General features: G+C 63.7%; 15 protein-coding genes and 1 tRNA gene. 12 read left to right on the forward strand and 4 right to left on the reverse strand.

The annotated features are described in order from the left end of the window. Positions 1 to 139: 139 nt before the first annotated feature. Positions 140 to 1495, reverse strand: a complete 1356-nt coding sequence (gene glmU / locus GGD65_RS02415) for a bifunctional UDP-N-acetylglucosamine diphosphorylase/glucosamine-1-phosphate N-acetyltransferase GlmU (protein ID WP_183234326.1) — start codon at positions 1493 to 1495, stop codon at positions 140 to 142. A 175-nt stretch (positions 1496 to 1670) separates the two neighbouring features. On the opposite strand from glmU, the gene GGD65_RS02420 reads away from it, so the two are divergent. The 5 genes from GGD65_RS02420 to GGD65_RS02440 all read left to right on the forward strand — a co-directional run bounded on the left by GGD65_RS02420 (position 1671) and on the right by GGD65_RS02440 (position 4872). Further along, positions 1671 to 3068 (forward strand): hypothetical protein, encoded by a 1398-nt coding sequence (locus GGD65_RS02420; protein ID WP_183234327.1) that lies wholly within the window; start codon positions 1671 to 1673, stop codon positions 3066 to 3068. Positions 3069 to 3242: 174 nt separating this feature from the next. Continuing rightward, on the forward strand, positions 3243 to 3500 hold the full coding sequence (locus GGD65_RS02425) for a hypothetical protein (protein ID WP_018317959.1): 258 nt from the start codon (positions 3243 to 3245) through the stop codon (positions 3498 to 3500). 230 nt (positions 3501 to 3730) lie between these two features. Next, positions 3731 to 4171, forward strand: a complete 441-nt coding sequence (locus GGD65_RS02430) for an MgtC/SapB family protein (RefSeq protein ID WP_183234328.1) — start codon at positions 3731 to 3733, stop codon at positions 4169 to 4171. Between the two features lie 74 nt (positions 4172 to 4245). Continuing rightward, a complete protein-coding gene (locus tag GGD65_RS02435) occupies positions 4246 to 4401 on the forward strand; it encodes a hypothetical protein (protein WP_183234329.1) in 156 nt (51 codons plus the stop codon). Positions 4402 to 4491: 90 nt separating this feature from the next. After that, positions 4492 to 4872 carry a hypothetical protein gene (locus GGD65_RS02440; RefSeq protein ID WP_018317956.1) on the forward strand — a complete coding sequence of 127 codons (381 nt, stop codon included), beginning with the start codon at positions 4492 to 4494 and terminating at the stop codon, positions 4870 to 4872. On the opposite strand, the gene GGD65_RS02445 is transcribed toward GGD65_RS02440, so the two are convergent. Further along, positions 4832 to 6391: a beta-(1-6) glucans synthase gene (locus GGD65_RS02445; RefSeq protein ID WP_183230751.1), complete on the reverse strand. Its 1560-nt coding sequence runs from the start codon at positions 6389 to 6391 to the stop codon at positions 4832 to 4834. The two genes, GGD65_RS02440 and GGD65_RS02445, sit on opposite strands and share 41 nt — an antisense overlap. A gap of 368 nt (positions 6392 to 6759) precedes the next feature. Between GGD65_RS02445 and GGD65_RS02450 the strand changes: the two genes are divergently transcribed. The 4 genes from GGD65_RS02450 (at position 6760) to GGD65_RS02465 (ending at position 10896) form a co-directional block, all read left to right on the forward strand. Continuing rightward, positions 6760 to 7350, forward strand: coding sequence for a hypothetical protein (locus GGD65_RS02450; protein ID WP_018317955.1), 591 nt, complete (start codon positions 6760 to 6762; stop codon positions 7348 to 7350). Positions 7351 to 7584: 234 nt separating this feature from the next. Then, entirely contained in the window at positions 7585 to 10251 is a 2667-nt protein-coding gene (locus GGD65_RS02455) for a glycosyltransferase (protein ID WP_018317954.1), read from the forward strand. Positions 10252 to 10599: 348 nt separating this feature from the next. Then, positions 10600 to 10675 (forward strand) — tRNA-Lys (locus tag GGD65_RS02460). A 17-nt stretch (positions 10676 to 10692) separates the two neighbouring features. Continuing rightward, a complete protein-coding gene (locus GGD65_RS02465) occupies positions 10693 to 10896 on the forward strand; it encodes a hypothetical protein (protein WP_183234330.1) in 204 nt (67 codons plus the stop codon). Between the two features lie 1786 nt (positions 10897 to 12682). Here GGD65_RS02465 and GGD65_RS02470 read toward each other — a convergent pair. After that, positions 12683 to 12922 (reverse strand): hypothetical protein, encoded by a 240-nt coding sequence (locus GGD65_RS02470; protein WP_183234331.1) that lies wholly within the window; start codon positions 12920 to 12922, stop codon positions 12683 to 12685. A 381-nt stretch (positions 12923 to 13303) separates the two neighbouring features. On the opposite strand from GGD65_RS02470, the gene GGD65_RS02475 reads away from it, so the two are divergent. Further along, a complete protein-coding gene (locus GGD65_RS02475; protein WP_018317951.1) occupies positions 13304 to 13498 on the forward strand; it encodes a hypothetical protein in 195 nt (64 codons plus the stop codon). Positions 13499 to 14811: 1313 nt separating this feature from the next. Then, entirely contained in the window at positions 14812 to 14982 is a 171-nt protein-coding gene (locus tag GGD65_RS02480; protein WP_018317950.1) for a hypothetical protein, read from the forward strand. Between the two features lie 51 nt (positions 14983 to 15033). On the opposite strand, the gene GGD65_RS02485 is transcribed toward GGD65_RS02480, so the two are convergent. After that, positions 15034 to 15240: a hypothetical protein gene (locus GGD65_RS02485; RefSeq protein WP_179736647.1), complete on the reverse strand. Its 207-nt coding sequence runs from the start codon at positions 15238 to 15240 to the stop codon at positions 15034 to 15036. 211 nt (positions 15241 to 15451) lie between these two features. Here GGD65_RS02485 and GGD65_RS02490 point away from each other — a divergent pair, with 211 nt between their 5' ends. Beyond that, a complete protein-coding gene (locus GGD65_RS02490) occupies positions 15452 to 15694 on the forward strand; it encodes a hypothetical protein (RefSeq protein WP_026201940.1) in 243 nt (80 codons plus the stop codon). The last annotated feature ends 25 nt before the right edge of the window (positions 15695 to 15719 follow it).

Genomic DNA, 15719 nt, shown 5'->3' on the forward strand with positions numbered 1-15719 from the left:
GTAAGAAGCCCCTCATGGTGAGAAGCGCGTCTCGAACCATGAAGGCCCGCATCTCGCCCGCGGCCGTCCATCGAGACGCCCGCTTCCAGCGGGCCCTCAGGATCAGGGCGGAGTGCGCTGCGACACAACAGAATAGTGCCTATTTCTCCGGTTTCTTCCCGCCCGTCTTCAGCTCGCGATAGCGCGCCGCGCCGCCTTCCCGGATGGTCTGCTGGTTGCGCTCCAGCGCCATGGCGTCGTCGGGCACGTCGCGGGTGATGACCGAGCCGGAGCCGATATAGGCGCCATTGCCGATTTTCACCGGGGCAACCAGCGAGGAATTGGTGCCGACGAAGGCGCCCTGCCCGATGATCGTCTTGTGCTTCTTGAAGCCGTCGTAGTTACAGGTGATGGTGCCGGCGCCGATGTTGGAATTGGCGCCGACGGTGGCGTCACCGATATAGGAGAGATGATTGACCTTGACGCCGGCCTCCAGCGTCGCTGCCTTGGTCTCCACGAAATTGCCGATGCGCGCGCCGTCGCCGAGCGAGGTGCCGGGCCTCAAGCGCGCATAGGGGCCGATCGAAACGTTCTTGCCCAGCGTCGTCTGCACGATATGCGAGAAGGAATGGATCACGGTGCCGTCGGCGATCGACACGCCGGGGCCGATCACCACGAAAGGCTCGATCGTCACGTCCTTGCCGAACACTGTGTCGGCGGCGAGATACACCGTCTCCGGCGCGATCAGCGTGACGCCGGCTTCCATCGCCGCTTTGCGCAAGCGCGCCTGCATCACGCCTTCTGCTTCCGCAAGCTGTGCCTTGGTGTTGATGCCGCGCACCTCGTCCTCGCTGGTCTCGATCACCACAGACTCCCATCCCTGTTCGCGGACGATGCCGACGGCGTCGGTCAGATAATATTCGCCCTTGGAATTCGCATTGCTGATTTTGTCCAGGATCGCGAGCGCCCGGCGACCGTCGATCGCCATCACGCCGGCATTGCACAGATCGATCTCGCGCTCCTCTGTGCTGGCATCGGCCTGCTCGCGGATCGCGACCAGGCGTTCGCCCTCGACGATGAAACGGCCATAGCCGGTGGGATCGGCGGCGCGAAAGCCGAGTGCGGCAATCGCAGCGCCCCTGGCGAGCGGCGCGCGCAGCCGCGCAAAGGTCTCGGCCGAGATCAGCGGCGTATCGCCGAAGGCAATGAGGAGATCATCGACGCCGCGCGCGATCGCCTCGCGCGCCGCCAGCACAGCATGCGCGGTGCCGAGCCGCTCGGCTTGCACGAAGGTGAGCGCGTCGGGCCTGATGCGCTTTGCCTCGTCCGCGACGGCCTGGTGGTCGGGACCAATCACGACCGCGAGCGAGGTGCCGGTTCCCTTGGGCGCCGCGGCGAGCACGTGGGCGAGCAAGGTCTGGTGGGCTACCGGATGCAGCACTTTCGGCAGGCTCGATCGCATGCGCGTGCCTTCGCCGGCGGCGAGCACGATCGTGAGGCTGGAACGGGCGGTCATCGAAATCCTGTCAGATAAGGCCGAATCAAATTGGCGCGACGGGCGGGCAGCCACCCTCAAAAGCTCTTGCCTTGCTACCCCCGCAAACGCCCGGAATTCAAGTGCGACACGCATTTCCTGTTAATGTTCCCTGATTGATTCGGGGAAGCCGGACAGGGCTGGGCACTTAACGTTCATGGCAAAGGATTCCGACCCACTGGCGGATGCCTTCGGCACCAAGGAGACCGGCGGGCTGTTCTCCGGACTTGTAGCCGAGGAAAGCGCGTTCGACCGCCGCATGATGTGGCGGCTGGGCTCTTGGGGTGTTGCGGCGGTAGGCGCCGTCGTCATCGCGGTGATGGCCAATCAGGCCCAGCTCGGATGGCGGCGCGACCAGGTCGCGTCCGCCGATCTCGCGCGCCAGGCGGAGCGGCTCCAGGCGCTGGCCAAGGAGAGCCAGAACGAGGCCCGCCGGCTCGCGGCCGCCATCGAGACACTGAACACAGATCGCGATCGGCTCTATTCGCGCGTCACTGTGGTCGAGCAAGGGCTCGATTCCGTCACCGGCGCCATCGCCAAGCAGCCCACCACCCCGCCGCAGGCCGGCAAGCCGCAGGATGCCGCGCCCACGGCCCCCAGCGTCGCGCCCGTCGCCTCGACCCCCGCCTCCGCCGGCGACAAGCCGCGGACCGAGGCCGCCAAGGACACGCCCAAAGACACGCCCAAGGATACCCCGAAGGAAACGGTCAAGGATACGCTCAAGGAAGTTTCAAAGGAGCCGTCGAGTCTGCCACCGCAGACTGCCGCCGCCGCCTCGCTCGTGCAGCAGCCGCTGGCAACGACTTCGGCGCTGCCGACCATACCGCTGGTGCCGTCCAAGTCGATCATGGCGCCGCCCGATCCGGCGGCGTCGAAATTGATTCAGCCCGAGTCAAACGAGAAGGCCGCTGAAAAGAAGGTCGAGCCGGCGCCCGCCCCGACCGAGGTCGTCGCGACAGCCGCGAAGGCGCCTGAGGCAGCCGAGAACGAATCCCCCGCCATCGCGGTCCAGCAGACGCGTTTTGCGATCGACCTCGGCGGCGCAAATTCGATCGACGGCCTGCGCGCGCTCTGGCGCGGCCTGAGCAAATCCAATCCGGAGATTGCAGCGCTGCGACCGATCATCATGATCAAGGAAGGCAACACCGGCCTCGGCATGCAGCTCCGCCTGGGTGCCGGCCCGCTGGTCAACGCCGCCGCCGCCGCAAAATTCTGCGCGAGCCTCGCCGAGAACGATCGTCACTGCGAGACCACCGTCTTCGACGGCCAGCGCCTGTCGATGCGCGGCGGTTCGGAGAAGGGACAAGAGAAGTCCCAGGACAGAGTTCAAGAGAAGAACTCCGAGAAGAGCCAGGACGCGGTCCCGCAAGCCGAAACCGCGCCCGCGCCGAGCGCAAAGCCCGAGAAGCCGCAACGCCGCCGCAGCTACTCCTCCAAGCGCTCGTCGAAGCGCGAGAAGCCCGCGCCCCCGCCTGCGGCACAGCCGGCTCCGGTGAAGCCGGAGACTGCGTCTGCGTCCGCGGGATCGACGCTGTCGTCGTTCTTCAGGCGATAAACATTGCACCTGAACGCGCGGTGAACGCCGGCGTGCTTTTCCACGCGCCGATGAACCTAAATTTCGGTCCGAGAAGAGAAACCACCTGCCGATTGCCAAGTTGTCCCGGTCGTGAACCGGAGCGGCCGACATGTGAAATCGTTCGCGCCCGTCTCCATACCAAGGGAGAAACACGTGAAGACATTGATCATCGCAACGGCCGCGCTTCTGGCGGCAGCTCCGGCGCTCGCGCAAACGACGAAATCGCCGGGCGCGTCGAGCAACGCGCCGGGTCAGCAAATGCACAACACCAAGAAGCCTTCGACGGGACCCGGCGCGTCCGAATACGCCCCTGGTCACCAGACCAATACCACCGCAGGACCGGGCCACTCGGAAAGCGCGCCGGGACAGAAGATGCAGAACACCACGGGCTCGAACACCAGCAAGAAGTGACGGTGCGCGGTCGCGTTCAGCTCTGACGGATGGCGCCGACCGGACTGGTCGGCGCCATCGCCTTGTCGAACGGCGGCTCTCCGCCTGATCGTCGATGATCGCTCGGAGTTGCGCGAGCATGCGACCATCGGACGCTCGGATCTCAGCGGCTCTTTCTCACCAAGCGGGCGTTTAGTCCCGATCTGCCGGGCGCACGCCAAGCGTCCGTCTCCCGAAACGCGCGAGCATCGATGAACGAGCTGGATGATGTGCTGAGGCTTCTCGTCGCGGCGGGAACAGGGCTGCTGATCGGCATCGACCGCGACATGAACGACAAGCCGGTCGGAATGCGCACCCTGGCGCTGGTCGCTCTCGGCTCCGCGCTGGTCTCGATCTCCGTGATCGAGTTCCAGAATCTGCGCGACCACCCGGACGCGATCTCCCGGGTCATTCAGGGCGTCGTTGCCGGTGTGCTGACCGGCGTCGGCTTGATCGGCGCCGGCGTCATCCTGCACGACGCCAAGGCGAAGACCGTGCACGGCCTCACGACCGCGGCGACTGTCTGGATTGCGGCGGGCCTTGGAATTGCCTGCGCGCTCGGAGCCTGGCTGCTGGTCGCCGCAGCGATCGCCGTCACGTTGCTCGTGCTGTTCGTTCTCGGCTGGGTCGAGCGCCGGCTCGGATTGAAATAGCGCACATACCAAATGATACGGAAGAGGTCCGCGTAAGACGGCAGTATCCGCGACGGATTTGATTCGGAGCGGAGATGACGGACGGGAAGTTTCTGGAGGAGCAACTCGCGTTGATCCGCGAGCTGGCCGAGCAGGCGGATCCCTACATCAGGAAACGCCTGCTCGCATTGGCTGAGAAATACGAGCGACGGCTCGCGGACCAGAAACGGGTGATGCAAGGCCGGCTTTGACGGCCCTCGCGCACGCATTGGGCGAGCCGGATCAACAGAAACATCGCCTGCCCTGTTGCCTGCCCGCGCCATCACGACCATATTGCCGCCATGACAAAAAAGCCCTTCCGCCTCTCGCCCTACCAGGTGCAGTTCCTGATCGTCGTCGGCTTCGCGTCCGTCGGCTATGCGCTCTATCTGCGCTACCTCGCGATCGAGCTGTCGCAGGTCGCTCTCGCCTGCGACGCCGGGCTGCAGACGATGATCTGCAAGGCGCGGTCGGTCTCGACGGTGCTGTTCAAGAATTCGGTGTTCGGCATCGTCGCGCTGGTGGTTGCGACGCTGAACCTGATGCGGCCGTCGATCGTGCTGCTCACCGTCGGCATCATCGCCGCCGGCCTCGGCATCGTGCTCTACAATGTCGTGCTGTCGGGCCTGGCGATCGGCCTGTTCATTCTTGGATTTGCTCGGCCCGCGCCCGCCACAGCGTAAGCGCGAACAACAGATAGATCGTGCAGGTCCACAGCGACTGCCAATTGTCGCGGCCCTCGTTGAAGAGCACGAAGACGGCCGACAGCGCCAGCACGCCCGCGAACACCGATTCCGCGATCGGACGCTGGCCGATCTGCGGCCGGTTCAGCATCAAAAGCGCGAACGGCACCACCGCCATCGTCAGCGCGGCGTAGGGGAAATCCTTGTAGCGCGGGTCGAACACGAAGCCGAGCGCGGTCGCCGCCGCGATCACCGCGGTCACCGCCAGCGTCAGGCCGAGCACGGCGGTGAGCTTCGACCATTTCCGCCCCTCGCGCGGACCGAGCAGGTCGAGGAAGGTCGGAAGGCTGCGGCCGATCACCATCGCCTGCGCACAGAAGATCGGCGACAGGATGCCGGCCGCGAGCAGCGCGCCCCAGAGCAGCCAGCCACCGATGCCGTAGCTCTCATAATAAAGCTTGTCGGCGCCGATCCCGAGCAGGCTGCCCGCCGTCGTCGCCGAGATGGCGACGCCGAGCCAGGCCGAGAAGCGCGGCGTCCACGGCCGCCGGCGCAGCGTGATGAGCGCGACCGCGAACACCAGCACGGACAGGCCCATGCCCGCGCCCATGTACCATTTCCAGTACGGGAAATTGCTGATCGGCTCGCCCGGCGGATATTTCAGGCTCCGGCGCACCGAATCGTACAGGCCCCAATAGCCGCCGACGGTGCCTTCCAGCTTGCGCTTCCACGGCTGGTCGTAGGACTCGATCAGGTTGACGCGAAACTTCTGCGCCTTCGCCAAGCTGAGGATTTCCGAGACCACCCGCGCCTGGTTGGTGCGTGAGGGCAGCGCGCCGTCGCGCATGCGCCCTTCGCTCGGCCAGCCGGTCTCGCCGATCAGGATTTCCTTGCCCGGAAACGCCACCGCCATGCGCTCGCGGATCGCCTCGACATGGGCGGCGGCGAATTTCGCCTTCACCGGCATATCCTCCCAATAAGGCAGGATGTGAATGGTGACGAAGTCGACGGCGTCATAGACCTCGCGGTTCTTCAGCCAGAATTCCCAGACGTCGGCATAGGTGACGGGCACGCTGACCTGCGTCTTCACCAGGCGGATGATCGAGACGAGGTCCGCCGTCGTCATCTCACCGCGCAGCAGCACCTCGTTGCCGACGATGACCGCGGTGATGATGGCTGGGAATTCCTTGGTGAGGCGAATGGCGAGGGCGGCCTGCTCAAAATTCTTGCTGCGGTTGCTGGAGAGCCAGATGCCTTGCAGCACTTTCAGCCCGCCGACCTTGGCGGCGATCGCCGGCACCTGGTCGAGCCCGTTCTCCATCGAATAGGTGCGGACGCAGTCGGTGATTTCCTTGAGCTGGCGCAGATCCTGCTCGATCTGCTCGGCGTCGATATGGGTCCACGCGTTCAGCGGCGTCTGCTCGCCGCGGAACGGCGCGTAGGAGACGCATTGGACCTTCTCGGCGGGATCGATCGGGGCGCGTGCAAGCGTGATCGGCGTCGCCAACCACCACCACACGGCAGCAATCGCACCCAGTGAAACGAGCAGAAGCGCCAGTGGCGTACGAAGAGAAATCGGTTCCGTCCTCCGCGAAGGGTCCGTCGATTACCTGCTTGCACGCCGTCTGCCAAGGGGGTGCCCAAAGCGGGTGTCCAAGCGGGGGTCCAAATGCCGATCCACACTCAAGGATCCGCGCCTGCCCCAAAGGAATTGGGCTGCGGCCCTTCGACCGGGGCCTAGCATCGTGACTTTGCTGGACAAAATTCCAAATACAGGTCATGGACTCGGAAAGACTTTTCCGCCGCATTGGAGACCCATTTGGACGCCATCACCGGCGCGTCCGCGGGATCCTGACGCGGACGGCCAGCGGATACATTGGGGAATTCATGCGGCAACGGGTGTTCGAGTCACGAAATGCGGTCCTGCGGCAGTTCGCCGCCACCTTGGCCGTCTCCTGCCTTCTCGTTCTCGCCGGTCTCGGTGGCGCTTCCGCCCAGAGCGGCACGCCCGCACCGGACCAGGGCAAGGCTGCCGCCCAGCCCGCCGACGCCGCCAAGGATGCGGCCCAGAACCAGCGCCGCACCGACGAATTCGCCGAAGCGGCCCAGGTCATCAACGGCCCGGCCGGCAATCCCGAATGCGTCTGGCTCGGCCGCCGCGTGGTGCGCCTGATGTGGCGGGATGACCTCGATACCGCGTTCCGCCATCTCGACCTCTACGACCGTTTCGGCTGCCCCGGCGGTCACATCCAGGCCGCCTTCCGCTGCCTGACCCGGTTCGGCGGCCAGATCGATCCCAAGGTCGCCGAGACCCTGGACAGCCGCGTGCACGCCTGCTGGATCAACCCGGCGGCCCAGCCGCAGCAGGCGGCGGCCGCAGCGGCACAGCCGGCCGCTCCCGCTGCCAACAATGCGCAGCCGCAGCCGACCGCCAGCCCATCGCCCGCGGCAAGCCCGACGCCGGCGCCCCAGAAATAGCCCAAGGTCTTAAATAGCCTTGGCCGTTTCAGCTGTCGTTCAGGAACGATCGGCCATAGACGCGGTTGGCACTGCCGCGCGTCGTTCGAAAAAGGCCATGCCCTCATAAGGACATGAGGCCATGACAGTTGTGAAACCGTGCGGCGGAGATATGCTCCCTTTGCCGCGGACTTGGTCGGATCTCGGGGTCGGATCCGCTTCCCTGCCCCCTCAGCCCCTTCAGGTTTAGCCGCGATGCGCGTTGTCGCCGCCGTTCTGTTGCTCGTCTCCGCGCTTCACGCTGGGCTGTGGGGAGTCTTGCGCGACAAGGAACCCGCGCCCGATTTCAAGGGCCTGTTGCCGAGCGTCTCCTACGCGCCGTTCGAAGGCTCGGCTCACCCCGATATCGACAACATCCCGACGGTCGAGAAAATCCGCGCAGACCTGAAGACGCTGTCGACCATGACGCGCGCGATCCGCCTCTACTCGTCCACCGGCGGCGTGGAACTGGTGCCGCCGATCGCGGCCGAGTTCGGCCTCAAGGTCACCGTCGGCGCCTGGATCGACAAGGACAAGGATCGCAACGAGCGCGAGATCAAGGCCGCCATCGAGCTCGCCCGCAAGAACAGCAACGTCGTCGGCGTCGTCGTCGGCAACGAGGTGATCTACCGCGGCGAGCAGAAGGTCGAAGACCTCATCGACATGATCAAGAAGGTGAAGGGCTCGGTCCGCGTGCCCGTAACCACCGGCGAGATCTGGAACATCTGGCGCGACAATCCCGACCTCGGCTCCAGCGTCGATTTCATCGCCGCCCACGTGCTGCCCTACTGGGAAAACTTCCGCTCGGACCAGGCGGTCGACCAGGCCGTCGACCGCTACAATCTCTTGCGCAACCTGTTCCCCGGCAAGCGCATCGTGATCGCCGAGTTCGGCTGGCCGAGCCAGGGCTACAATCTGCGCAACGCCGATCCGGGCCCATTCCAGCAGGCTCTGATCCTGCGCAACTTCGTCAGCCGCGCCGAAGCCATCGGCATGGAATACAACATCGTCGAGGCCATCGATCAGCCCTGGAAATTCTTCGAAGGCGGCGTCGGTCCGTATTGGGGCATCCTCAACGCCAGCCGTGAGCCGAAATTCGCCTGGACCGGTCCGGTCGAGAACCCCGACTATTGGAAGCTGATGGGCATCGCGCTCCTGGTCGGCATCCTGCTGTCGCTGCCGATCCTGCGGATTGAAAAGCCGACCGCGAAGCAGGCCTTCCTGCTGTCGGCGACGGCCAACGGCGTCGGCGCCTGGGCCGCGACCGTGTTCGCGTTCTGGAACAGCCATTACTTCATCTTCGGCTCCGCCTTCGCGCTGACGCTCGGCATGATCCTGCTTGTTCCGCTCGTCCTCATTGCGATGGCCCGCATCGACGAGATCGCAGCGGTCGCCTTCGGCCGGTCGCCGCAGCGACTGCTCAGCAAGGGCAAGCCGGTCGAGAATGTTCCCGAGAATTACTGCCCAAAGGTCTCGATCCACATTCCCGCTTATTTCGAGCCGGTCGAGATGCTCAAGCAGACGCTGGATGCGCTGTCGCGGCTGAACTATCCGAACTACGAATGCGTGGTCATCATCAACAACACGCCGGATCCTGCGTTCTGGCAGCCGATCCAGGACCATTGCCGCGCGCTCGGCGAACGCTTCAAGTTCATCAACGCCGAGAAGGTGCAGGGTTTTAAGGCCGGCGCTCTTCGGATTGCGATGGACCGCACAGCGGCGGATGCCGAGATCATCGGCATCCTCGACGCCGACTATGCCGTCGATCCCGACTGGCTGAAGGACCTCGTGCCTGCCTTCGCCGATGCGCGTGTCGGCCTCGTGCAGGCGCCGCAGGAGCATCGCGACGGCGATCTGTCGATCATGCACTACATCATGAACGGCGAATATGCCGGCTTCTTCGACATCGGCATGGTCCAGCGCAACGAGGCCAACGCCATCATCGTGCACGGCACGATGTGCCTGATCCGCCGCGCGGCGATGGACATGGCCGGCGGCTGGTCGTCAGATACGATCTGCGAGGATTCGGATCTCGGCCTTGCGATCCAGGAGCTCGGCTGGACCACCCACTACACCAACCACCGCTACGGCCAGGGCCTCCTGCCCGACACCTACGAGGCCTTCAAGAAGCAGCGTCACCGCTGGGCCTATGGTGGCCTCCAGATCGTGAAGAAGCACTGGCGCTACTTCCTGCCCGGCAAGAGCCGGCTGACGCCCGACCAGAAGCGCGAATATGGCCTGGGCTGGCTGAACTGGCTGGGCGCCGAAAGCCTCGGCGTGGTCGTGGCGCTGCTCAACCTCATCTGGGTGCCGATCGTCGCCTTCGCCGACATCGCCATTCCCGACAAGATCCTGACGCTGCCGATCATCGGCGCCTTCATCGTCTCGCTGGCGCACTTCCTGTCGATGTACCGCGCCCGCGTCGCCATCAAGCCCGGCCAGATGCTCGGCGCTATGATCGCCGCGATGAGCGTGCAGTGGACGGTGTCGCGCGCGGTGGCGCAGGGCCTCATCACCGAGCACATCGCCTTCGCCCGCACCTCCAAGGGCGGCCTGTCCAGGATGTCGATCGAGTTCCAGGCGTTCTGGGAGGCCGTGATCGGCACCCTGCTCGTGATCGGCGCCGGCGTGCTGATCGCCTCCAACAGCTACCGCCAGATCACGGAGATCTACATCTTCGCCGGTGTGCTGGTGCTGCAGAGCCTGCCGTTCCTGGCCGCCGTCGCCATCGCCATCCTCGAGCTCAGCCGCATCAACTCGTTCCAGTTCTGGCGCGACAGCGCGATCCGCACCGCCGAGCTGATCGGCCTGCGCCCGGTCGCGCTGCCGGCCCCCGGCACGCCGCAGCCCGTGCCGAACGAGGTGCGGCGGGAGACGAACTGACAAACCCTCATGGTGAGGAGCCCGCCAAAGCGGGCGTCTCGAACCATGCAGGCCGAGCCGGTCCGGCGACCCCTGACAGTTCGGCGTGGATGACGGCCCGCCAATCGGGTTGAGCTTTCCGCCTTAAGCGGCGGAAACCGCGAGCAAATCCCCGCCCCTGCCGCGACTTTCAGCAACCACCCACGCTATTGACCTCAGCGCCCCATCCCCCTACACAGCGCGGGCCGAAAGCATGATCCGGAAACAGCCGGTTTTTCCCCGCGACGCCAGCTTAAGCGCAGCGGCAAGACATGCTTCTCGAATGTCCGACCACGATGGCGATCTCTGACGTGCCATCAGCGGCCATGGGAGCGCGTAGCTCAGCCGGTAGAGCACGTGACTTTTAATCACGGGGTCCTGGGTTCGAGCCCCAGCGCGCTCACCAACAGCCGGATCAATAGCTTGGCCAACAAGACCAGCCGAACCGAAAAACTCTGCGTGGGCCCCGTGTTGGCGAATCGATTGCGCGTGAACATGAAGAACATTCCTGCGGAGTTTGAGGACATACTCGCGACGGAACTGGTTGCGCGTTATCTCGATCGCGTGGGTGCAATCATCACGAAGGCCAGGGTGAAGTTTTCCAAGGGCGACCAGCCCCGGGGTTAGATCGTCACAGTGATCTTTGCACACCTACGGGGCGCTAGCTCGGGCGCATTCCGAAGCCCAAGTAATTGATAACTCGACTCCGGCTTGCGGCGCGCTTCGATAGCGGCATGCCCGGCTCTGCTCGACGCCACACGCCCACGCCCACGCACGCGGACGGCCGACCGGTGAAGATCACGTTCGGCAAGATGCGCGAGATGGCTTGCAGGGCGTTGTGTTCTACCACCATTGCGGCCATCACGTAGCGTTGAGCGCCGATCGCTGGCCTGATGTTGTCCGCCTGTCTGACATCGAGCCGCGCTTTGTCTACGCTGCCTGTGGCAACCGCTGAGCCGATGAGGCCCGGCAAGGCCGATGGCCCGCCTATCGCGGATGACGCGCAATCCCCGGCAAAGGATCGCTTCGCGTTGTCCAGGCTCCGCGATCATCCCACCACTGATCTGGTTAAGATTGTTCATTCTCTTGCAGGGGAAAATTTGCCTGTGTGCGCCTTGATGTGGCTCGCCGTCAGGAGGCCATGGAGGCGTATAGCGATGGGACAAACGACCCGAATTTTGAAGCGGGCAAATGTCCTGCCCGATCTCCTGAAAATGCTTCAGGAACTCGAGGAGCTCAGAGAAAGGGTTCGGCTCGCCGAGGCCGCGCGCGTGTTGCACTAGGCCTACGCGAAAAGTCCCCATCCCCTTTCGGGGGGGCGCTTTGGCGCGTCAGTCCCGCAAGCCCGAGGACGCGGTCTCCGAACGAAATGTCGTTCCATCTCGACATGCGCTGACGTCTAGCGACAGCGGGTTCTAAAAATCGCACTTTTCTGTCGCTGGTCCGTACTTGCCGCTGTAGAAGCGCACCCGACCGAGGACTTTTGACCTGCCAATTGAGCTTGAGCAGGGCCCGAGAAGCTCCTCCCCCTGCGACCTCGTCGCGCGCGAACTTCGGAAGGTAGCGCGGCGTAAGGCTAAAAACGCAATCGACGTCTCCGGAATGAGGAATGTACAATTCGGTGACGGCCGGTCGCGATTTCGACGTCGACATGGTTCGCACTCGAGTTCATGCGCAATAGAGCTCTGGTAGCTCGTCGCCGCAAACGAGTGCCAGATTCCGATAAACCCCAGTAGTCGCCCCGAGATGAACTCCCCGCAGCATGCGCCTATTGTGCCCTACCCCTCCAGGCATTTTGGCGATGGTTTGCGTAGCGAAAGACAGCCCGCCCGTTCTGATCTGCTCCAAGTGCGGACGGCCGATGACGTTTTTGGCCACGCTTCCCGCCATCCTCAATCTGCCTGCAGTCCATGCTTTCCAGTGCCGCCCCTGTCTGCGCGTCGACACCATTCCGCTGGCATAGCACTCGGCGCGTAAGTCGGTTTGAGCTCTTGCAAAACCCATCACTCGTTGCGATCAGCGCCGCTGCGATCCGCGATCGATTATCGGAGCGATCCTCAAAAGCCCGCGAAGTGACCGACCAACTTGCCTGCGATGGGTTTCGCAAGTGCTCAACGCGCTAATCTGAATCTCACGAAGCTCAAGCCGTGCAACGCGAAGATCGGATCCCCGCCCCTAGAAGGCTGGAACGGCACCATCTCTGCCAAGTTATCCCGCTACCGGAGGTAACTGGAGGAGGTAGACATGCCGGTATTCATACTCTGGGCCGTCCCTACGGTGCTCGTCATCGGCGGCGTCGGCTACTATTTTCTTCGCGTAGTTCACTAGTTGAGTATTTCGGCCACGCTCGAATGCTGATGACGGTTGCCAAAATCTAGCCGGCATTGGCATTGCCGGTAGCCCGGCGTCGACGTCATTGCCCGACGCCGGGCGGCCGCGCCAGGCGCCTCTTTGGCCGATCGGATTTTGCCGACGATGATTTGGGTTTAGCAGTCCGGTGGGTTGGTGCGGCCGGTTTGCGGTCGGCGCTACGCATCTTCTGCATTTGCTCGGCCGCGATCACGCGGGAGCGCAAATTTTCCAACTCGGAGAGCCCGGAAGCGAGCTCGTCGAAACGCTGTTTCAGCACAGCGGTGTGATCACCAATGCCCATTGTACGCCCCTTGGGCCACTCAAAGACCGACCGAGACAACCGGGAAAACTATGCGATCGGAAATGCGGTGGCGAGGGGACAGTTCCCATTGAAAGTGCCGCGCATCGTCGCAGCGCGTCCGCTGCAAAAATGGCTCAAGGCCCCCATATCGCGAACGCGGAGAAGATCAACTTCCCGGGATACGATCGATCGGTCGGGCTATCGCCAGTGACGGCCCCGGCGGTGGGGGGCTTCTGGGGTGGGGAGGCCGGGGCCGCTGGAGGTGCTTGGACCTTTGGGGAAGGCCAAGCCACCGTAGACTAGGAAAAAGCGGCAATCACTTCTGTTCGCTTTCGTACATTGCCTGTACGTTCCATTTGCGGGGAACGGAGCAATGGCCCAATGAAGGATTATCTGGCTCAGATCGAGAAGCTCCGGAAAGATGCGGCCGAATGCGCCCTGATCCGCGATTTGGCAACCGATCCAGGCAAGCGCGAAGTGTTCGACCGGCTTGCAAGCCACCTCACGGTCCTGGCTGACCAAGTTGAAATGGCCATGCTTGAGCGGAAGACTGCGACTGCCCCGACTCGGCCCTAAAAAGGCGCGCCGCGAATCCCGCGGGCCACTTTTTGCGGACATCGTCCAACTGATTTGCTCGACTTGTCTTCAGCTTTCGGGGTCTGCAGCACGTAGGTGCGTTGTGAGCCTCCGGCCGGGCCCAAGTTCGGCAGCGTCCGGGGCAACGGACCGTCAATGCAATCGCCTCCGGAGCTTCCTGATCAGCTCCCGCAGATCGTCCGCATACGCTTCGAGGTTAGCCAAGGCCTCGTCCATGCGCCGCGTGTCGCGCGCGGGCTTTGGTCTCGGCGGGGCCGGTGGTTCGTCGTTCGGAGTCATGGCCGGGATGATTGCGAAGGGCTGACGGGGGCCCGTTGTTGACGTGGATCACGGAACGCTGTTCCCCGCGCTGTCAGCGTATCGGGATCGGCGGTGATCTGTGCGCGCCGCCCCGCCACAAGCACGCGAGCGCGAAGACTTTCCAATTCGAATAATTGAGACGTGAGCTGTTCTAGGCCTTCACGCAGCAGCACAGCGGCGTCAACCGCTTGACCATGATGTTCTCGCATGTCGTGCAAGCCCCCAACCAAGCTTCGAAGAAACTTGGATTGGCCCGTCGCTGGACCAATCGGGACAATGATGCAATCGGACTAAAATCTCCCGGCGCTGTTCCGGCACCAACATATGTTGCTTCAGCCAAAAGTTAATGAAGGCGAGGACGTGCGGCCGAAGTTTTGTTGGCGTAGCGGCAAGACACGCTTCTCGAATGTCCAACCACGATGGCGATCTCGTCAAAGCCAAAGTGGTCTCAGTCCCCCATTCGCGACCTTGCCCATGTAGCACGTAGAATGGGTTGAGCACTTTCGAATCCCATCGTTCGTTGCAAGCAGCGCCACCGCGACCGGTCTCCCGAACGGCACTCTTATCGCAAAGAAACCGCCCAATTTCCGATAGAGCCCAGTAGTCGCCCCGAGATGAACTCCACGCAACATCTGCCTATTGTGCCCTTCCCCTCCAGGCATTTTGACGATGATCTGCGTAGCGAAAGACAGCCCGCCCGTTCTGATCTGCTCCAAGTGCAGACGGCCGATGACGTTTTTGGCCACGCTGCCTGCAATCTTCACGCTTCCCGCAGTACAGGCCTGCCAGTGCCGTCCCTGTCTGCGGGTGGACACACCATCCCACTGACTTGAGGCCGAAGTTGCTGATCGCGCTCCACGCCTGCCGGCGACAGTGCCTCCTACCGCTCCCTGCTAGTGCCTGGCATCTGCAGCCGCTCCGGGAGCCACTCTCAAAAACCCGCTGACAACCCGCCGGAAACGTGTAGGATTCACCAAAACCGGAGGAACGGCATGTTTGAAATCAACGGTTTCGACACGGCGGGCGTCGTCAGTCTCAAGCGGCTGTCACTCGCCGCCGCCCTCAAGAAAGCCAAAGAGCTTACAGAGGACGGGTGCTGGGACGTTCAGGTCGTTGATCCCGCCGGCCGGGTCTACACCTCGTTCGAAGAGCAGGCCGCCTAGCCGCTTCGCCATCCGAGCCATTCGATCCATCATCAGCGCCCGTTTCCGCGGCTATCCGCCTCGGCCGACGTTTGACGAGGCGTTGTTCAGCCAGCGCAGCGTTGCATCGTCGCTCCAGCCAGGGACCGCAAAGCGCGCCGGCGGACCAGCATTCGCGCGGGGGCGTTCCACCGCAGGATGGCGTGCGCGATGCACCGGCGCGGCATTTGCAGCGGTGCACAGCGCCAGCAGCAGACCCATGGCAAGAAGAGAGCGCATCGCATCAACTCCAATCGAGCAATCGCCCGCTGTCATCTGATGCGCCGATCGGCTCACCACAACCGATTGCGGCTTCACAAGCAGGAGAGAAGCGCGGGCACCTGCGCTGGTGCAGGCAGCTCGCAACAGCCGCGCACCATGCCATTGCCAGTCAACTCGTTTGGGAGCAGGCTCTCTCGAGGCGCTCAAGACGCCGCACAGGGAGCGAACCATGAAGGAACACGGCCTGGATGGCCGCCACCGTGACAAGGATGGCGCGATCAGCAAGAAGCACGGCAACACGCTGGTCGGCACGTTGCGCAAGATTTACGGAAGGGGTTTTGCGGCCGGCTATCCCGATACGACTGAGCTCAGCGAGGTCCTGCTGCAGCTGAACGAGACATCGCTGAGCCAGTTGCGTCGCGATCACGACACCGGGCATCTGCAGCACAAGATCGACCACGTCGCGAAGTGACGGACTGTCAGGCCTGACGGTCAAT

Origin of the sequence: Bradyrhizobium sp. CIR18, from assembly GCF_014198295.1 — a bacterium.
In the GTDB taxonomy this organism is placed as follows: Bacteria; Pseudomonadota; Alphaproteobacteria; order Rhizobiales; family Xanthobacteraceae; genus Bradyrhizobium.

Coding starts and splice junctions, on each gene's coding strand:
- GGD65_RS02435 (WP_183234329.1), top strand. CDS start 4,246: ATGACGGACGGGAAGTTTCTGGAGGAGCAACTCGCGTTGATCCGCGAG.
- GGD65_RS02480 (WP_018317950.1), top strand. CDS start 14,812: ATGTTTGAAATCAACGGTTTCGACACGGCGGGCGTCGTCAGTCTCAAG.
- GGD65_RS02440 (WP_018317956.1), top strand. CDS start 4,492: ATGACAAAAAAGCCCTTCCGCCTCTCGCCCTACCAGGTGCAGTTCCTG.
- GGD65_RS02470 (WP_183234331.1), bottom strand. CDS start 12,922: ATGGGCATTGGTGATCACACCGCTGTGCTGAAACAGCGTTTCGACGAG.
- GGD65_RS02490 (WP_026201940.1), top strand. CDS start 15,452: ATGAAGGAACACGGCCTGGATGGCCGCCACCGTGACAAGGATGGCGCG.
- GGD65_RS02450 (WP_018317955.1), top strand. CDS start 6,760: ATGCGGCAACGGGTGTTCGAGTCACGAAATGCGGTCCTGCGGCAGTTC.
- GGD65_RS02430 (WP_183234328.1), top strand. CDS start 3,731: ATGAACGAGCTGGATGATGTGCTGAGGCTTCTCGTCGCGGCGGGAACA.
- GGD65_RS02420 (WP_183234327.1), top strand. CDS start 1,671: ATGGCAAAGGATTCCGACCCACTGGCGGATGCCTTCGGCACCAAGGAG.
- GGD65_RS02485 (WP_179736647.1), bottom strand. CDS start 15,240: ATGCGCTCTCTTCTTGCCATGGGTCTGCTGCTGGCGCTGTGCACCGCT.
- GGD65_RS02475 (WP_018317951.1), top strand. CDS start 13,304: ATGAAGGATTATCTGGCTCAGATCGAGAAGCTCCGGAAAGATGCGGCC.
- GGD65_RS02455 (WP_018317954.1), top strand. CDS start 7,585: ATGCGCGTTGTCGCCGCCGTTCTGTTGCTCGTCTCCGCGCTTCACGCT.
- glmU (WP_183234326.1), bottom strand. CDS start 1,495: ATGACCGCCCGTTCCAGCCTCACGATCGTGCTCGCCGCCGGCGAAGGC.